A 16,891-nucleotide genomic window follows, 5' to 3' on the forward strand; every position below is an offset into this window, starting at 1 on the left:
CCTCACGCCCTAACGAGATGCTTGTTCCAGCGCCTCTCCAGCAGCCTGAAGCCCTGGACCAGGATGAACGAAATGATGAGGTAGAGAACACCAGCCGCGAAGAAGATCGAGATCGGATCGTAGGTGCGCGCGATGATTGTTCGCGACATGCCCGTCAGATCGAGCAGCGTGATCGTCGATGCGAGCGAGGAGCCCTTCAGCATCAGGATGACCTCGTTGCTGTAGGCAGGCAGTGCGATCCGGGCGGCACGAGGCAGGATGATGCGGCGATAGGCCTTGGACATCGACATTCCGAGCGTGCGCGCGGCTTCCACCTCCCCCACCGGAACGGCCTGGATCGCGCCGCGCAGGATCTCGGCGATGTAGCCGCCCGTGTGCAGGCCCATGGTCAGGATCGCGCAATAGTACGGCTCGCGCAGGAAGGGCCAGAGCACGCTGTTCCTGATGAACTCGAACTGGCCGAGGCCGTAATAGACGAGGAAGAGCTGCACGAGCAGCGGCGTGCCACGGAAGAAGAAGGCATAGGCATAGGGGCCGGCCGAGATCAGCGGGTTCGGCGAGACGCGGGCGAGCGCGAGCGGAATCGCGATGATGAGCCCGAGAATGCCCGAGACGATGACGAGCTGGATGCTGAGGAGCGCGCCCCAGAGAAGCTGAGGCAGCGAATGCAGGATCAGTTCGAGATTGATCATGCGCGCGACCGCCGGATGCCGCGATTGGCCCGCTTCTCCATGAACTGGAGCGCCGTCATCGACACTATGGTGATGCAGAGATAGATCGCCGCCGCCGCGAAATAGAAGGTGAAGGGCTGCTTGGTGACGCTGGTCGCGATCTGCGCCTTGCGCATCACCTCCTCGAGCCCGATGACCGAGACGAGCGCGGTGTCCTTCATCAGCACCATGAAGAGATTGCCGAGGCCAGGCAGTGCGATGCGCCACATCTGCGGGAGCACGATGCGGCGGAAGATGCGGCCTTTCGAGAGCCCGAGCGCCATTCCCGCTTCGATATGGCCGGGCGGGATGGTCAGGAGCGCGCCGCGGAAGACCTCGGTCGCATAGGCGCCAAAGGTGGAGCCGAGCGCGAGCGTGCCCGCCGCGAACGGGTTGAGCTCCATGTAGTCGAGATCGAACATCTCGCCGATGCCGTTCAGCACGGCGGCAGAGCCAAAATAGACGAGCAGGATGATGACGAGTTCGGGGACGCCACGGAAGATCGTGGAATAGATGTCGCCAAGCCAGCGCACCCAGCGGATCGGCGACACCTTCGCCATCGCGCCGAGCAGACCCAAAGCGAGGCCGAGCATCAGCGCGGCGAACGCGATGCGCACCGTCATCCATGTGCCGAGCGCGAGCTGCGCTCCGAAACCTTGAAGATCGATCATGGGGATAGAAAAAGGGCCGCCTCGGCGGCGGCCCCTTCACTGTTGATCAGCGGATGCTGAAGGGGAAGTATTTTGCGTTGATCTTGTCGTAGGTGCCGTTGTCGATGATCGTCTTCAGCGCCGTATTGAGACGAGCCAGGAGCTGGGTGTCGCTCTTGCGGACGGCGATACCGATCTTGTCGTCATCGAACACCGGCTTGTTCTTGAACTCGAAACCCTTGCCGGCGTCGCCCTGCAGCCAGTCATAGGCGAGGAAGGAGTCGGCGAGCACGACATCGGTGCGGCCCGAGCTCAGGTCGAGCCAGGCGTTCTCCTGGGTGTCATAGAGCTTGACGTTGTCGGTGGTGCCGAGATTCTTCTCGAGCCATTCGGAAGCGATGGTCGCGCGCTGGGCACCGATCGTCTTCTTCTTCAGCGCGTCGACCGAGGTATCGAGGTCGACGCCCTTCTTGCCGATGAACTGAAGCTTGTTGCGGTAGTACGGGTCGGTGAAGCTGACGACCTTCGAACGCTCCTCGGTGATCGACATCGAGGCGGCGATGAAGTCGAACTTCTTGTTCTGCAGAGCCGGGATGATGCCGTCCCAGTCCTGGGTGACGATGGTGCACTCGGCCTTCATTTCGGCGCAGAGCGCCTTGGCGATGTCTATGTCGAACCCGACGACCTCACCTTTTGAGTCCTTCATGTTGAAGGGGGCATAGGCACCCTCGGTGCCGATGCGGAGCTTGTCCGCGTGGGCCGCGGAAACGGCGCCAAGCGCGAGCGCGGCAGCCAGAACGGCTTTGGCGAGCATGCGAACGGTCATTGCGGTTGGTACTCCCTGTCTTGATGATTTTGACTGGCCATGAACTGACGGCAGCGAGCCGAGGTGGGGTGGTCGAAGACTTCCGCCGGGGTTCCCTGCTGCTCGATGCGGCCCGCATCGAGAAAAATCGCTCTCGTCGAGACATTCCGCGCGAACCGCATCTCATGCGTCACGAGGAGCATCGTGCGCCCTTCCTGGGCGAGTTGCTGGATGACGCCCAGGACCTCGCCGACCATTTCGGGGTCGAGCGCGGATGTCGGCTCGTCGAAGAGTATGACCTTGGGCTCCATGGCGAGCGTGCGCGCGATGGCCGCACGCTGCTGCTGGCCGCCCGACAACATCATCGGATAGCTCTCGGCCTTCCCGGCGATGCCAACCTTCATCAGGAGCTTTTCGGCCCGGGCGACCGCCTCGGGATAGCTCAGGCCAAGCACCTGAATCGGCGCCTCGATAATGTTCTCCATCACCGTCATGTGCGGCCAGAGATTGAAGCTCTGGAAGACGAAGCCAATATCGGATCGCAGCCGCGAAATCTGCTTCGAGTCCGCGGCGCAGAGCGTACCATTGCGCTGGCGCTTCATGCGGATGGATTCGCCGTGGACGGTGATCTCGCCCTCGTCCGGATTGTCGAGCAGATTGAGGCAACGAAGCAGTGTGCTTTTGCCGGAACCGGACGTGCCGATGATGGCAATCACTTCGCCTGTGTGGGCCTCGATATCGATGCCCTTCAGGACTTCCAGGTTGCCATATCTCTTCTTGATACCTTTGGCCTGCAGGGCCGGAACAGCATTGGACGACGCCAGGACACACTCTCCGCTGCGAACTCCAGTTCCAGTCTGTTGTCGCCGGAACTACGAGTCAAACACGGGCTTTACGCCCGCGCTTGCCTATAAACCTGCAAGGTTCTTGCCGAAACAAAAAAAGCCCGGCTGAGCCGGGCTTTTCAGTCCTCGATCCCTGACAGGATCAGACGGTCTTCAGGTTCGCAGCCTTGCTCTTGCCGCGATCCGGAACGACGTCGAATTCAACCTTCTGGCCCTCGTTGAGGGTATAAAGGCCGGCCGCCTCAAGAGCGGTGGCGTGGACAAATACGTCCGGGCCGCCCGTCTCGGGCTGGATGAAGCCGAAACCCTTCTGGGAATTGTAGAACTTAACAGTACCAACGGTAGCCATGAACTGGCCTCCTCAAAAACGCACCCGACAGGCGCGTGCCGCTCTCTGGAATTTGGGAACCTGAACGCACATCCCAAACTCGGGTACGGCAGTAAGGCAGTCCAAATTCTACTCGCGGGGGCCGCTCACAACATCGGCAAATCAGCGCCCCGACTGCCTTTAAATGGAGCAGTCGGGCCGGATTGGCAAGGATCGTAAACCTACGGGAAATGCCCCATCAGGGCTGGAAAGTGAACCTGACCAAGTCGCGATAGAGGAGAATCTGGCGCGGCAAAATGGTCACGTCCTTGAGGGCACGACCGAGGATCAGACCACCCTCGACAAGCGTCGAGGCCATGTCCGAAAGCGCGTCCAGATCGACTTTGTGACGAGGCGGATAGCGCTCCGAAATTTGATCGAACCGGGCGCGGAAGCGGCGACGCCAGACCAGCAGCGCCTCGGCGTTGAGATCGCGAATCTGCTGATCGAAGAGTTGGTCCTGATAGCAGAAGCTTGCGGCCAGGCAGCCCGGATGCGCTTCGGGCAATTGCCCCATCATCTCGGCGAAGAGACGCAGGCCGACGAGGAAGCCGTGCAGCGGATCGTCGTTCAGTTCGTCGCCACGGCGGAAGAGCTCATCGAGCACTTCCCGATCGTGGATCATGTATCGCTCCATCAGGGCGCGGGCGAGTTCGGTCTTGTCCTTGAAATGGTAGAAGAAGCCGGACTTGGTGATACCGACCTCGGCGATCAGTTCCTCGATCGAGGTCGAGGCGAAACCCTTCGCCAGCACTGCCATCTCGGCAGTAGCGAGCAGGCGTTCGCGTGTATCCGAACCCTTGCGTGTGGGAGCCTCGATCATACGCAACTGTACCACGAGTGCAGTCCTCCCCCACATGTCTGGCGATCCGGCTGAACCAGATTGCCAAGGAACCTGTTTCAAGCACTTGATATCCAACGTCAATTTATAAATATGACAAACCGCACCGTGCGCTTTCTAGCTGAAGATGGACCACCGACCTAGGGTCCGCGCCGGGAGGGGAAACCCGAACGGAGCAAAAATGCCCAAATACAGAAATGACCTGCCGCAGCTCGGCGACACGCTGTTCCTGACCGACAGCGGCCTTGAGACTACCCTGATCTTCCATGACGGGATGGAGCTGCCACATTTCGCGAGCTTCGACCTTCTGAAGACAGCGGCCGGACGCAAGCGGTTGCGCGACTATTACGAATTGCATGCCCGCACGGCGGTCGAGAACCGCATGGGTTTCGTGCTCGAAAGCGTGACTTGGCGCGCCAATCCCGATTGGGCGAAGAAACTCGGTTACGATGCGCGTTCGCTCGCCTTCGCCAACCGCGACGCGATCGACATGCTGGTCGACATCCGCAGAGAGTTCGAGACGCCGGCCTCGCCCATGGTGATCTCCGGCAATCTCGGCCCGCGCGGCGACGGCTATGACCCCGGCAGGCTGATGAGCGCGGCCGAAGCCGAGGATTATCACTGCACCCAGATCGATACCCTGTCCTGGACCGAGGCCGATTTCATCTCCGGCTTCACCATCAACAACGTCCCGGAGGCGGTCGGCATCGTACGCGCGGCGAAGCGCCTGGAGGTCCCGTCCGTGATCTCGTTCACGCTGGAGACCGACGGCAGGCTGCCGACCGGGCAGACGCTGCAGGAGGCGATCGAGACAACCGATGCGGAGACCGGCGGCGCGGCGGCCTACTTCATGATCAACTGCGCGCACCCGACCCATTTCGAGGACGCGCTCAAGGCCAACGCCGCCTGGACCCAGCGCATTCGCGGCTTGCGAGCGAATGCATCGAGGCGGAGCCATGCCGAACTCGATTCCTCGCCGGATCTCGATGCTGGCGATCCGATCGAACTCGGCCGGCAATATCGCGATCTGCGTCGGAGTTTCGGGCATCTCACCATGCTGGGCGGCTGTTGCGGCACCGACCACCGCCATGTGCGGGAGATCGCGCGCTTCTGCTCGTCAGCTGAGGCCCTGGCCTGACATTTCGTGGGCGGGGCCTCGGCTCCGCCCACCCGAACATCACGGATTGCAAAACGAGCCGGGATCGCCAAATTCGTCGGGATGCTCCGACGAATCCTCCCCCTCGCCTGCCTGATCTTCCTCTTGCCCCTTGCCGCACGTGCGGGCATCGACCCACGCTTCGTCGCGGTCGAGCAGCGGGCTGAGGATCTGAAGCGGCTCGAAAGCGTGGTCGTCTCTCAGAATGGAACCATCGTCTATGAGCGCGGTCCGGTCGATCGGCCGACGAACATCAAGTCGCTGTCAAAATCGGTCATCTCGGCGCTGGTCGGCATCGCGGTCGACAAAGGCGTGCTGAGCGGACCTGACGAGAAGATCGCGCCGATCCTGTCCTCGAGCCTGCCGAAGAACGGCGATCCGCGGCTGAACGAGATTACCGTCGGTGATCTCCTGACCATGCGTTCCGGGCTGGAGCGGACATCCGGGCAGAACTACGGGACGTGGATTTCGAGCGCGAACTGGGTGCGCGACGCGCTGGATCGGCCGTTCGTCGACCAGCCCGGCGGGCGGATGCTCTATTCGACCGGCAACACGCATCTTCTCTCGGCGATCCTGACCAAGGCCTCCGGCAAGACCACGCTGCAGCTCGCCCGCGACTGGCTGGGCGGGCCGCTCGGCATCGCTATCCCGTCTTGGGACCGCGATCCGCAGGGCATCTATCTCGGTGGCAACAACATGTCGCTCTCGCCGCATGCGCTGGTGAAGATCGGCGAGATGTACCGGAACGGCGGCATGGCCGGCGGCAGAAGGGTGCTGTCGAAAGGGTGGATCGACGCGTCGTGGACGCCGGTGACGCAGAGCTTCTTCACCGGGCACGGCTATGGCTATGGCTGGTTCGAGACCGACATCGGCGGCCACAAGGTGCACTACGGCTGGGGATTCGGCGGCCAGATGCTCTACGTCGTTCCGGATATCGGGCTAACCGTCGTGATGATGTCGGACACCGGCCACTATGAACGCGGTAGCGGATATGTGCAGGACCTGCACGCTTTGCTTGGCGAAGCCATAATTCCGGCGGCAATGTCCGGCCAAAGCGCGGTTCAATAATTCTTCGGATTCGAGGTCTTCGTGCCGGCCCTTCTGCTTGCCCTTTTCGTACTCGCCGCAACCTCCCTTCCCGCTTTCGCGCAGGACAAGGCCGCGATCGAGGCCGGTTTCCGGACATGGCTGACGACAAAGGTCTGGCCCGACGCGCAGAAGAAGAAGGTGTCGAAGGCGACGTTCGACACCGCTTTCTCGGGCGTGACGCTCGACTGGACCCTGCCCGACCTCGCCGCGCCGGGCGCGCCGCCGGCGAAGGAACAGCGCCAGCCGGAATTCCAGACGCCGGGCGCGTATGTCGCCGAGACCAAGTTCGCTCCACTCGTGCCGAAAGGCCGGGCGCTACTCCAGCAGTACGCCAGGACCCTCGACGCCGTGGAGAAGAAATCCGGCGTGCCGCGCGAGATCATCGTCGCGATCTGGGGCCGGGAATCCGGGTTCGGCGCGGCGAAGCCCAACAAGAACGCCATCCAAGCGCTGGCGACGCTCGGCTATATCGGCGCGCGGAAGAACTACTTCTATCCAGAGCTGATCGCGGCGCTGGAGATCCTCGAAGGCGACCACATCGCCCTTGCCGACCTCAAAAGCTCATGGGCCGGCGCGATGGGCCAGCCGCAATTCCTGCCCTCGAAGTTCCTCGCCTATGCCGTGGACCAGGACGGCGACGGCAAGCGCGACATCTGGAAATCCGTACCGGACACTTTGGGCTCGATCGGCAATTTCCTCGCGGCTCATGGCTGGGTACGAGGGCGCTGGTGGGGCACCGAGATCGACGCGCCGCAGGCGGCGTCCTGCACCTATGAGGGACCGGACAAGCCGCGACCGGTGAAGGAATGGCTCGGAATGGGCGTGAAACCCGTCTCGGCGGTGATGTCCAAGACCCCCGACCTCGCCGGCCATCTCCTGATGCCCGCCGGGCGGCAGGGACCGGCCTTCCTGGTGTCGGAGAACTTCTACGTTCTCAAGAGCTACAACGAGTCAGATATGTACGCGCTGTTCATCGGCCACCTCGCCGACAAGCTGCGCGGCGATGCGACGATCCGGGCGCCGTGGAACACGCTCAGCGGCTTCACCCGCAACGATGTCCGCGAGATGCAGCTTCGGCTCGAGAAGAAGGGACAGGATGTCGGCACCGCCGACGGACTGGTCGGCTTCCGCACGCGTGTCGCGATCGGCGTCTGGCAGCAGGCGAACGGCCGCGCGGCGACCTGCTATCCCGATGCGGACATGGTGAAACAGGCGGGCCGCTGAACGATCGCAAAAAATTTCGGCGCGATGTCGATCCTGGCAAACCTCGTTCGTCGCCTTGGTATGGGACCAGAGAGGTCTCCACGATCATAGGAGCAAGACAATGCGCGTGATGGTTTTCGTGAAGGCGACGGCGGACAGCGAAGAGGGAATGAAGCCCTCGGCCAAACTGACCGAAATGTTCGAGGCCATGGGCAAGTTCAACGAGGAACTGGTCAAAGCCGGCGTCATGCTGGCCGGCGAGGGCCTGAAGCCCTCTTCGGAAGGCAAGCGCGTGGCGTTCGACGGCCCGAGCCGCACCGTCATCGATGGTCCCTTCGCCGAAACCCGTGAGCTTGTCGCCGGCTACTGGCTCTGGGAGGTCAAGGACATGGCCGAAGCCGTCGAGTGGGTGAAGCGCTGCCCCAATCCGATGTTCGGGCCGAGCGAGATCGAAATCCGGCCGATCTATGAGATGGCCGACTTCGAAGGGATCGTGACGCCGGAGATCGTCGCGCAGGAAGAAGAGCTTCGCGAAAAGCTTTCCGATCGCTGACATGCGTCGGTCGCCGCCACAGCTTGCCTGTAGGAGTTCGCTTCCTTAAGCGGGAAGCGTGGCGGCGACCGAAACACATCAGGCGATCGAGGCGGTCTTCCGGATCGAGCGGGCGAGGCTCATCGGCGGCCTGACTCGCGTCGTACGCGATCTAGATCGGGCGGAGGAGCTGGCGCAGGACGCCCTCCTGATGGCCCTCTCCGAATGGCCGAAGACCGGCGTTCCCCTAAACCCCGGCGCCTGGTTGATGGCTGCCGCCAAGCGCCGGGCCATCGACGGGCTGCGCCGCGACAAGATGCTCGCGCGAAAGCATTCCCAGATCGCCCAAGAACTCGACGAGGAGATCGATCCGGTCGGGGACATCGAGGCCGCCATGGACGACGATGTGGGCGACGAGCTTCTGAGTCTCATCTTCACCGCCTGCCATCCGATCCTGTCGGCGGAGGCGCGCGCGGCCCTCACTCTGCGCCTGATCGGCGGGCTGACCACGGAAGAGATCGCCCGTGCCTTTCTGTCGGCCGAGCCGACCATCGCCCAGCGCATCGTCCGGGCGAAGAAGACGATCGGCAACGCCGGACTGACCTTCGAGGTGCCACGTGGCAAGGAGCGGAAGCAGCGCCTCGCTTCGGTGCTGGAGGTCGTTTATCTGATTTTCAACGAGGGTTATGCGGCCACGGCCGGCGAGGACCTGATCCGCCCGGCATTGTGCGCCGAGGCCCAGCGCCTGGGCCGGATCCTTGCCGGGCTGGCGCGCGACGAGCCCGAGGTCTTCGGTCTCCTTGCGCTGATGGAAATCCAGGCCTCGCGGCTGGCCGCCCGCACGGCGGCGGACGGCTCTTTCGTGTCACTGACCGAGCAGAACCGTGCCCGCTGGGACCAGTTCCTGATCCGCCGCGGGCTCGCCGCCCTGGAACGTGCCGAAGCGCTGGGAGGGGCCAAGGGCCCATATACGCTACAGGCGGCGCTCGCCGCCTGTCATGCGAGGGCGCGCAAGGTGGAGGATACGGACTGGAACAAGATCGCGGTGCTTTACGACACGCTGCGCGAGGCGATGCCATCGCCTATCGTCGATCTGAACCGGGCAGTCGCCTACAGCATGGCCTTCGGTCCGGAGGCCGGACTTAAGCTCGTCGACGAGATCGCCGGGGTCGCGGCCTTGCGGAACTACGCGCCCCTGCCCGCCGCCAAGGGAGATTTCCTGTTCCGGGCCGGCCGGCTGGCGGAAGCCAGGGGCCAATTCGAACGTGCGGCGGAGCTTACCCGCAACGACCGCGAGAAGGCCTTCCTTCTCGAAAGGGCGGAAGCCTGTGGCAGCTAGACGACCATGCGGAGCGCGTGGGACGGGCAATAGAGGGCAAAGCGGTTCCGCCCTTCCCGTTTGGCGGCATAAAGAGCGGCGTCGGCCCGTTCGGCCGCTTTCGGCAGTTCGTCCTCGGCCGTGACGAGATAGCCGCCGATGCTCGCGGTCAACGACAGGGTGCCGCCGTCATGAATCGGCAGCGAGGCCTGACGGAAAGCGTTGAGCAGGCGCTCGGCCATCGTCTCCAGCGACTTCGCATTGCAGTCGGCAAGCAGCACTATGAACTCGTCGCCACCCCAGCGCGCGCAGATGTCGTAACTCGACAGCGCCGAAGAAATCCGACGGGAGAATTCAAGCAGGACACGATCGCCGATTTCGTGGCCGAGACTGTCGTTGATCGTCTTGAAATGATCGACGTCGATCAGGAGCAGACCCAGATGGCGGCCGCGGCGCAGGCGCCGCTTCTTCTCCTGGCCGAACCGGCGGATGAAGCCGCGGCGGTTGGAAATCTCGGTCAGCGGGTCGAGCGAGGCGAGATGTTCGAGTTTCTCGGTGCGCTCGCAGACGAGCTTTTCGAGAACGCCCGTCTGGGTACCGATTGATTCCGCAAGGTCGCCGAAGGCTCGCGATAGACGCCCGATCTCGTCGGGGCTGTCGTCACGGATCGGATTTGAGAAATCGCCCGCCTGCATGAAGCGGATTCCGCGCTCGACCCGCTCCAGGCGGTCGAGGACGCTGCGGCGGAACAGCAGGGATAAGAGCGCCACGACGCCGATGAGGATCGCGGCGAGAAGCAGCGCGATCGGCGCGAACATCCGCCAGTCGACGATCTCGTCGATGTCCATAAGCGTGACGTTGAACCAGCCGAGGCGGTCGAGATAGCCGACGCCAACGAGATAATCGTGCCCGCCGATGCGCAGATAGCTCGATTTCACGAGCGCGCGGCCGTCGGCGACGTCCTGCATCATGCCGGACAGCGCATTCCGGCCCTCGTCGTCGTCGATCAGCCCGTAGATCGTCTTCTTGGCCTTGATGTCCTTGGTCAGGCTGTGGAAGTCGACGAAGCGGGGATCGCGGTGGGCCTGCACGGCGCCGGCGCGATCGACGAACATGCTCTGGACGCCGTTCTGCGGAAAGTCGACGACCTCGCGAATGAACCAGCTGAGATCGACGCCGGTGCCGATGATGCCAAGGACCCGGCCGCCCTCGCTGATGATGCAATTGATCCAGACCTTGGTGACGTTCAGGTTGTCGTCGCGGTCCACGTTCAGATGGCAGCCGGAACCATATCCCGCCGTCTTGAAGTACCAGCCGTCGCGCGGATTGTCGGCTGAGACCGTGTAGCGCTTCTGGTTGCCGAGATAGGTCGCGTCCTTGTCATTGAAATAATAGTCACCGGTCGAGCCGATGACCGCGAAATAGCTTTTGTCGCGGAATGATATCCGGAAGTGCTCCAGCTCCGCGACGCCACGGTTCTCCGCCGAGATCGACGACGGGTTCTTGGCCCATTCCACGATGGTCGGCGAGCGGGCCAGGGTTTCGGCCAGCGAAACTTCCCGCATGAGGGATTCGAGGCCGCGATAGCGATCGAAGAGGATCTGGTTCTCGGCGAACAGAGTACCGATCTTCACCACGGTCGTGTTGACGATCCAGACGAAAGCGAACGCCGCCGGCACTGCGACCAACGTCATGGCCACAATCGTCAGAATGATCACACGCGCCCTGAGACTCGCCGCGAAAGCGAGCCCGCTGCCGCCGATGGCCATCGCAGCCCCCTGCCCGAGACCCAGCCCCCTGAGCATATCGAACATAGCGAGCTAAACCGTGAGTCGTTGACGTTTCGTGCACGGGGAAAACTGAATTCTGCATTCACTTTCCAGCGCGGAAGGCTAAGCTCCTCTTGGAAAGCAACGCGGAGACTGACCGCACAGCATGCCTGGTATTCCAGGAACCCCTACGGAAACAAGACGTTGCTTCAAAAGAGAACGAGGAGGTCCGCATGGATTGGGACATGGTCCAAGGCCGTTGGAAGCAGTTCAAAGGCAATGCCAAGGAAACCTGGGGCAAGCTGACGGACGACGATCTCGATGTGCTCGAAGGCAGGCGGGATCGGCTCGTCGGCAAGATCCAGGAACGATACGGCTGTGCGAGGGAGCAGGCCGAGAAGGAGGTCGACACCTGGTCGCGGCGGCTCCACGTCCGCTACGAGGAACCCGGGCCGCAGCCTCACTAGGCCGCGTCGTCCAGCACCTCGTCGGTGATCACCTCGAACTTCACTAGATTCGAGGGTCCGAAGATCGTCGATAGCGCACAATCGGTCGCGTCGCGGCCCCGAGCCATGACGATGCGGCCGATGCGCGGTTTGTTGTGGCGTGCGTCGAACGTGTACCAGCGTCCGCCGAGGAAGACCTCGAACCAGGCCGAGAAATCCATCGGCGCCGGGTCTTTCGGAACGCCGATATCCCCGAGATAGCCGGTCGCGTAACGCGCAGGGATGTTCATGCAGCGGCAGAGCGTGACGGCCAAGTGCGCGAAATCGCGGCAAACGCCGATCTGCTCGTTATAGCCGTTCCACGCCGTGCGCGTGGCGCAGGCGTCCTTGTAGTTGAACTTGATGCGGGTGTGGACGTAGTCGACGATCGCCTGCACACGCGGCCAGCCCGGCGGCGTATTCCCGAACAGGTTCCAGGCGATGTTCAGCAAGTGCTCGGTGTCGCAGTAGCGGCTGCCGAGCAGGTAGACGAGCACCTCGTCGGGAAGATCCTCGACGCGGTGCTGCTCGGCATCCGGCGCGTATTCGTCAAGTTCGCCGGAATCGTGGATCAGAAAGTCGGTCCTGATTTCGAAGCGGCCGGCGGGCGCCAGAACGCGGGTGCAGATATTGCCGAAACTGTCGCGATAATCGGCGGCGTTCACCTGCGGGCTGTAGGAGAAATGCTGTGGCGACAGGAGATCCTTCAGCCGGGTTGGGTGGACGCTCAGCATCAAGAGCATGGGCGTCGGCTGGGGGTGCTCGAAGGCGATGTCGAACCCGCAGCGTATTTTCATCTAGGCCTCTCTGAGATCCACTGCCCGATCCTTGCGGCCGGACATTCCGGTAGAAGCAAGACGGGTGCCGAAGCGATCGGCAGTTCTGAGAACGCGGTTGGCCGTTAGGCGTTCCTATTCAGCGGCGTAGCTCGTCTCGCTTTCGTCACTGACGTCTCGCACCTCGACCTCGACGGTCATTCCAAGGCTGTCGGAACGCGAGCCGACCCAGGTGCCGTAGAGCGGAACCGCCTGCCGCGGATCGCGCGCGACCGCAACCCGGATCAGATCGCGATTGCCGATGATACCGTTGGTGGGATCGAACTCGACCCAGCCGGCACCTGGCAGATAGATCTGAACCCAAGCATGGGTATTGCCGCCGCCGAAACGGCCGCCCTCGACCGGCGAATAGAGGTAGCCGGAGACGAAGCGCGCGGCGAGACCGAGCGCCCTCACCGCCTCCATCATCAGCACCGCGAAGTCCCGGCAGGTGCCTCTTCCGCTCGTCAGCGTGGTGATCGGATCCTGCGAACCTAGCTCATAGCGATGGACGTAGGTGAAACTCTCCTTGATGGCGTGGGTGATCGTCATCAGGAGTTCGCCGGTCGGCGTCTCGGCGTCGCGGTCGAGGAACTGGCGGACCCAGTGATCGACCTCGTGGTCCGGATCGAAATAATGCCGCTCGATCGACCTCGCGAGATCGGGCATCTCCTCCGGGCCGTAGGTGAAGGGATAGGTCCGGGCGTAGGTCTCCATTCGAAAGTCGGGCGTGTTCTGCGGCAGATGCTCGAGCCGGACATTGCTCTCGAAACGCAATTGATCTGAGTGCTCGCCGAACCGGGCGATGGCCACACAATTACCGAACGTGTCGTGGATCCAGCGCAGGTCGACCGGCTTCGGATCGATGTCGACCCGGATGTCGAGCAGGCGCTGGTCGTAGCTCTCCATCGGCCGGAACATCATGCGATGCTCGCCAAACGCCACCGGATGACGGTAGCGATAGGTCGTGACGTGCCGGACGGTCAGTTCAGGCATTTGCCCAGTCTTGTCTTGGAAACGCTCCAAGATACGGCAAAGGCGGCGCAACCGCGAATCGTAGGCCGCGGAACCGGTTAACGCGACGCCGGAAAAAAATTTCCATGACGTCGGGATTAAAGTTTTACGTCGCTACGTATACGGACCAATGGGGAAAGATCAGACCTTCGATGTCGCCGGCGAACTGGGAGCGCTCAAGCGCTATGCCTGGTCGCTGACGCGTGACGAGCACGAGGCAGAAGACCTCGTTCACGACACGCTGGTGCGCGCCTATGAGGGCCGAGCGAGCTTCAAGGCCGATGGCGACCTGAAGACCTGGCTGTTCTCGGTCCTGCACAACACCTTCATTTCCAAGATCCGCAGTCGCCGGGCCTACGATGCGCGGATCGGCCATGTGGCCGAACTCGCCGACACGCAGGTCGAGCCGGAGCAGGAAGCGCGGCTTCGGCTTGCGCAGATCCGCACCGCCTTCACGGCACTGCCGGCCGATCAGCGCGAGGTCCTTCACCTCGTGGCGATCGAAGGCATGGCCTACCAGGAGGCTGCTGCCACTCTCTCCATTCCCCTTGGCACGCTGATGTCGCGTCTAGGCCGCGCCCGTGCCGCGCTCCGCGCCCTCGAAAGCGCCGATGCGAAGGTCGTTCCCCTGCGGCTTGTTGGAGGTAGCGATGACGAGCGTTGAACGCGTGGGTGATGCCGAACTTCATGCGTATGTCGACGGTCAGCTCGATGTCGCGGGCCGGCTCGAGGTCGAGGACCATTTGTCCCGGCATCCGGAACTCGCCGCCCGCGTGATGTCCGACATGCGGGCGCGCGATGCGCTCCGCCTGGCCTTCACCAACCAGCGTACGGTGGTCGAGCCGCGCAACATCGTGGCCGCCGACCGTCTGTCGAAGGCTCTGAACTTCCGTCGTTTCGCGGTTCCGCTGCAGCGCCTCGCAGCGGCGGTTGCCATATTCGCGCTCGGATGGAGCGCGCATACCGGCTGGACCGAGTTGAAGAAGCCGTCGGCGCAGACCGTCAGCACGCAGTCGTCGAGCTCCGTCACTCCCGCCGCGCATGGCCTCAACCACGTCGCGATGAGCTTCGACCCGGCCAAGCTGGGCCAGGCGCTCGACGTGAAGCTGCCGCGCGTGCCGGCCGGCTGGAAGGTCGTCGGCGCCGAGATCGTCCAGTCCGGTGGCGGCACCGGGGTGCAGATGACCTTCGAGACGCCCGAGTTCGGCCGGCTGTCCCTGCTGGCCCGCCATACCCGTGACGTCGGCATCGTGCTGCCGACGATCGCGAAGAACACCGCAGAACCCACCGCTTACTGGCAGCTCGTATCCGACACCTACGCGCTGACCGCAGATCTTCCTCGACAGCCGCTGGAATTCGCGGCGCTCGAGCTTTTCCAGACGCTCTACTGAGCTTCCAAGACCAATAAGCCGGCCACAGAGCGCGGCATTTCCGCATCCCAAGACTAGGAGAAACGTCCGTGAGTGAAAAATCCGATCCCTCTCTGCGCCCGCAGGTGTCCGAAAGCACCCGCTGGCTCCAGCTCGTCGTCGGCGTCGTCTGCATGATCGCGACGGCCAACATTCAGTACGCCTGGACCCTCTTCGTTCCTGAAATCCAGCAGACCTTCGGCTGGGAACGTGCATCGATCCAGATCGCGTTCACGATCTTCGTGCTCGTCCAGACCTGGCTCGCGCCGATCGAAGGCTTTTTCATCGACAAGTTCGGCCCCCGCCTGATGGTCGCCTTCGGCGCCATCTTCATCGGCGCGGCCTGGATCATCAACTCGCAGGCGACCAGCCTGTTCGGCTTCTATGTCGGCGCCGCCATCGGCGGTATCGGCGTGGGCTCGATCTACGCGACCTGCATCAACAACGCGCTCAAGTGGTTCCCGGATCGCCGCGGTCTCGCCGTTGGCCTCACGGCGGGCGGCTACGGCGCGGGTTCGGCCGCGACCATCCTGCCCATCGCGGCGATGATCGAGTCGTCGGGCTTCCAGGAAACCTTCCTGTTCTTCGGCCTGCTCCAGGGCGGTCTTGCCTTCGTGGCGGCCTGGTTCCTGCGTTCGCCGGCCAAGTCCGAGGTCAAGACCTCGACCTCGCTCGCCCAGAGCCGTCGTGACTACACGCTGAAGGAGGCCCTGAACACGAAGCTGTTCTGGCTCATGTTCTTCATGTTCATCTGCGTCGTCACCGGCGGCATGATGGCAGTGGCCCAGCTCGGCGTCATCGCGCAGGACCTCGGCGTGAAGGAATTCGAAGTCAACATGTACTTCTTCACGATGGCTGCCCTGCCGCTCGCTCTGATGCTCGACCGCGTCATGAACGGCATCTCGCGTCCGCTGTTCGGCTGGATCTCGGACAATATCGGCCGTGAGAAGACCATGGTGATCGCCTTCACGCTCGAAGGCATCGGCATCATCGCGCTCGGCTATTTCGGCTCGAACCCGTGGGCGTTCCTGCTCCTGTCGGGTCTCGTGTTCCTGGCCTGGGGCGAGGTCTACTCGCTGTTCTCGGCGCTGGCGGGCGACGCCTTCGGCACCAAGCACATCGGCAAGATCTACGGCGTGCTCTACACCGCCAAGGGTATCGGCGCGCTGTTCGTTCCGGTCGGCAACCTGCTGATGGAAGCGACCGGCACCTGGTCGACCGTGCTCTACACCGTCGCCTGTATGGACCTGCTCGCAGCGTTCCTGGCGATCGTAGCGCTCCGTCCGACCCTTGCGGCGCATGTCGCAAGGTCGGCCGCCTCGGTGAAGACTACCAAGACCGACGATATCGCCGACGCCTCGGCGGCGCCGGCCCACTGATCCTGAGCTTGGGGCCGGCATCCGTGCCGGTCCCAGACCTCGCGGTCCTTGTGCCGCGTTTCCTCCCTCGTCTTATCCTCCCCGGACGACGAGTTCCTCAAGGCAGGCTTCCCTCGCGGGAACGCCTGCCTTTTTTCTTTGTTACCGCCTCGGCTAAGGTCCGCGCTGACATGCCGGAACGGAGATTGGCTCTCGTTCCTGCCTGTACGGACGATCTAGAACGGCTTCTGCCTCTCGCGCGCGCCTTCGATGACGAAGACGGCCATCCGCTCTCCGACCCAGGTGCCCGAGCCCTCGGCCAATTGCTCGGCGATCCTGCGCTCGGAGCGGCCTTCCTGATAAGGCGGGAGACCGAAACCGTCGGCTATGCGGTTCTCTGCTTCGGCTATTGATAGAATGGGGGGCCCGGGAGGCGTTTGTCGACGACTTCTACATCCGGCCAGACCATCGAAATTCGGGCTTCCGCGAGACCGCTTTGCGGCTGCTCGGGGGAAAGCGCCAAGG

19 protein-coding genes are annotated in these 16,891 nt (G+C 63.0%); 10 read left to right on the top strand and 9 right to left on the bottom strand.

Annotation, left to right across the window (positions count from 1 at the left end; genetic code table 11):
* Window positions 1-2: 2 nt before the first annotated feature.
* The 6 genes from ACFPFW_RS15190 to ACFPFW_RS15215 form a co-directional block, all read right to left on the bottom strand.
* A complete protein-coding gene (locus ACFPFW_RS15190; protein ID WP_379771354.1) occupies window positions 3-692 on the bottom strand; it encodes an ABC transporter permease in 690 nt (229 codons plus the stop codon).
* On the bottom strand, window positions 689-1,381 hold the full coding sequence (locus tag ACFPFW_RS15195; RefSeq protein WP_114958046.1) for an ABC transporter permease: 693 nt from the start codon (window positions 1,379-1,381) through the stop codon (window positions 689-691). Before ACFPFW_RS15195 ends, ACFPFW_RS15190 begins: the two co-directional genes overlap by 4 nt.
* A gap of 46 nt (window positions 1,382-1,427) precedes the next feature.
* The gene (locus ACFPFW_RS15200; protein WP_114958045.1) at window positions 1,428-2,186 is read right to left on the bottom strand and encodes an ABC transporter substrate-binding protein; all 759 of its coding nucleotides are present in this window, start codon (window positions 2,184-2,186) and stop codon (window positions 1,428-1,430) included.
* Window positions 2,183-2,989 (bottom strand): ABC transporter ATP-binding protein, encoded by an 807-nt coding sequence (locus ACFPFW_RS15205; protein WP_114958044.1) that lies wholly within the window; start codon window positions 2,987-2,989, stop codon window positions 2,183-2,185. Before ACFPFW_RS15205 ends, ACFPFW_RS15200 begins: the two co-directional genes overlap by 4 nt.
* 163 nt (window positions 2,990-3,152) lie before the next feature.
* Window positions 3,153-3,359, bottom strand: a complete 207-nt coding sequence (locus ACFPFW_RS15210) for a cold-shock protein (protein ID WP_114958043.1) — start codon at window positions 3,357-3,359, stop codon at window positions 3,153-3,155.
* A gap of 217 nt (window positions 3,360-3,576) precedes the next feature.
* A complete protein-coding gene (locus ACFPFW_RS15215) occupies window positions 3,577-4,200 on the bottom strand; it encodes a TetR/AcrR family transcriptional regulator (RefSeq protein ID WP_114958042.1) in 624 nt (207 codons plus the stop codon).
* Window positions 4,201-4,399: 199 nt separating this feature from the next.
* Between ACFPFW_RS15215 and ACFPFW_RS15220 the strand changes: the two genes are divergently transcribed.
* The 5 genes from ACFPFW_RS15220 (at window position 4,400) to ACFPFW_RS15240 (ending at window position 9,537) form a co-directional block, all read left to right on the top strand.
* Window positions 4,400-5,356, top strand: a complete 957-nt coding sequence (locus tag ACFPFW_RS15220; RefSeq protein ID WP_114958041.1) for a homocysteine S-methyltransferase family protein — start codon at window positions 4,400-4,402, stop codon at window positions 5,354-5,356.
* 81 nt (window positions 5,357-5,437) lie between these two features.
* Window positions 5,438-6,442 (top strand): serine hydrolase domain-containing protein, encoded by a 1,005-nt coding sequence (locus ACFPFW_RS15225; RefSeq protein WP_114958040.1) that lies wholly within the window; start codon window positions 5,438-5,440, stop codon window positions 6,440-6,442.
* A gap of 21 nt (window positions 6,443-6,463) precedes the next feature.
* Entirely contained in the window at window positions 6,464-7,687 is a 1,224-nt protein-coding gene (locus ACFPFW_RS15230; RefSeq protein WP_114958039.1) for a lytic murein transglycosylase, read from the top strand.
* 100 nt (window positions 7,688-7,787) lie between these two features.
* Window positions 7,788-8,219 carry a YciI family protein gene (locus tag ACFPFW_RS15235; protein ID WP_114958038.1) on the top strand — a complete coding sequence of 144 codons (432 nt, stop codon included), beginning with the start codon at window positions 7,788-7,790 and terminating at the stop codon, window positions 8,217-8,219.
* Window positions 8,220-8,277: 58 nt separating this feature from the next.
* Window positions 8,278-9,537 carry an RNA polymerase sigma factor gene (locus tag ACFPFW_RS15240; RefSeq protein ID WP_114958037.1) on the top strand — a complete coding sequence of 420 codons (1,260 nt, stop codon included), beginning with the start codon at window positions 8,278-8,280 and terminating at the stop codon, window positions 9,535-9,537.
* On the opposite strand, the gene ACFPFW_RS15245 is transcribed toward ACFPFW_RS15240, so the two are convergent.
* A complete protein-coding gene (locus tag ACFPFW_RS15245) occupies window positions 9,534-11,330 on the bottom strand; it encodes a sensor domain-containing diguanylate cyclase (protein WP_379771361.1) in 1,797 nt (598 codons plus the stop codon). The genes ACFPFW_RS15240 and ACFPFW_RS15245 overlap by 4 nt on opposite strands.
* Window positions 11,331-11,518: 188 nt before the next feature.
* Between ACFPFW_RS15245 and ACFPFW_RS15250 the strand changes: the two genes are divergently transcribed.
* Window positions 11,519-11,752, top strand: a complete 234-nt coding sequence (locus tag ACFPFW_RS15250) for a CsbD family protein (protein WP_114958036.1) — start codon at window positions 11,519-11,521, stop codon at window positions 11,750-11,752.
* On the opposite strand, the gene ACFPFW_RS15255 is transcribed toward ACFPFW_RS15250, so the two are convergent.
* On the bottom strand, window positions 11,749-12,567 hold the full coding sequence (locus ACFPFW_RS15255; protein ID WP_114958035.1) for a transglutaminase-like domain-containing protein: 819 nt from the start codon (window positions 12,565-12,567) through the stop codon (window positions 11,749-11,751). The two genes, ACFPFW_RS15250 and ACFPFW_RS15255, sit on opposite strands and share 4 nt — an antisense overlap.
* A 114-nt stretch (window positions 12,568-12,681) precedes the next feature.
* Window positions 12,682-13,581 carry a transglutaminase family protein gene (locus ACFPFW_RS15260; protein WP_114958034.1) on the bottom strand — a complete coding sequence of 300 codons (900 nt, stop codon included), beginning with the start codon at window positions 13,579-13,581 and terminating at the stop codon, window positions 12,682-12,684.
* A gap of 148 nt (window positions 13,582-13,729) precedes the next feature.
* On the opposite strand from ACFPFW_RS15260, the gene ACFPFW_RS15265 reads away from it, so the two are divergent.
* The 4 genes from ACFPFW_RS15265 to ACFPFW_RS15280 all read left to right on the top strand — a co-directional run bounded on the left by ACFPFW_RS15265 (window position 13,730) and on the right by ACFPFW_RS15280 (window position 16,779).
* Window positions 13,730-14,263, top strand: a complete 534-nt coding sequence (locus ACFPFW_RS15265) for a sigma-70 family RNA polymerase sigma factor (RefSeq protein WP_114958033.1) — start codon at window positions 13,730-13,732, stop codon at window positions 14,261-14,263.
* Entirely contained in the window at window positions 14,250-14,990 is a 741-nt protein-coding gene (locus ACFPFW_RS15270) for an anti-sigma factor family protein (RefSeq protein ID WP_114958032.1), read from the top strand. The genes ACFPFW_RS15265 and ACFPFW_RS15270 overlap by 14 nt, the downstream gene beginning before the upstream one ends.
* 68 nt (window positions 14,991-15,058) lie before the next feature.
* The gene (oxlT, locus tag ACFPFW_RS15275) at window positions 15,059-16,387 is read left to right on the top strand and encodes an oxalate/formate MFS antiporter (RefSeq protein ID WP_114958031.1); all 1,329 of its coding nucleotides are present in this window, start codon (window positions 15,059-15,061) and stop codon (window positions 16,385-16,387) included.
* A gap of 185 nt (window positions 16,388-16,572) precedes the next feature.
* Window positions 16,573-16,779: a hypothetical protein gene (locus tag ACFPFW_RS15280; RefSeq protein WP_114958030.1), complete on the top strand. Its 207-nt coding sequence runs from the start codon at window positions 16,573-16,575 to the stop codon at window positions 16,777-16,779.
* Window positions 16,780-16,891 lie beyond the last annotated feature (112 nt).

The organism is Flaviflagellibacter deserti, assembly GCF_042652085.1.
Classification (GTDB): Bacteria; Pseudomonadota; Alphaproteobacteria; order Rhizobiales; family Methylopilaceae; genus Flaviflagellibacter; species Flaviflagellibacter deserti.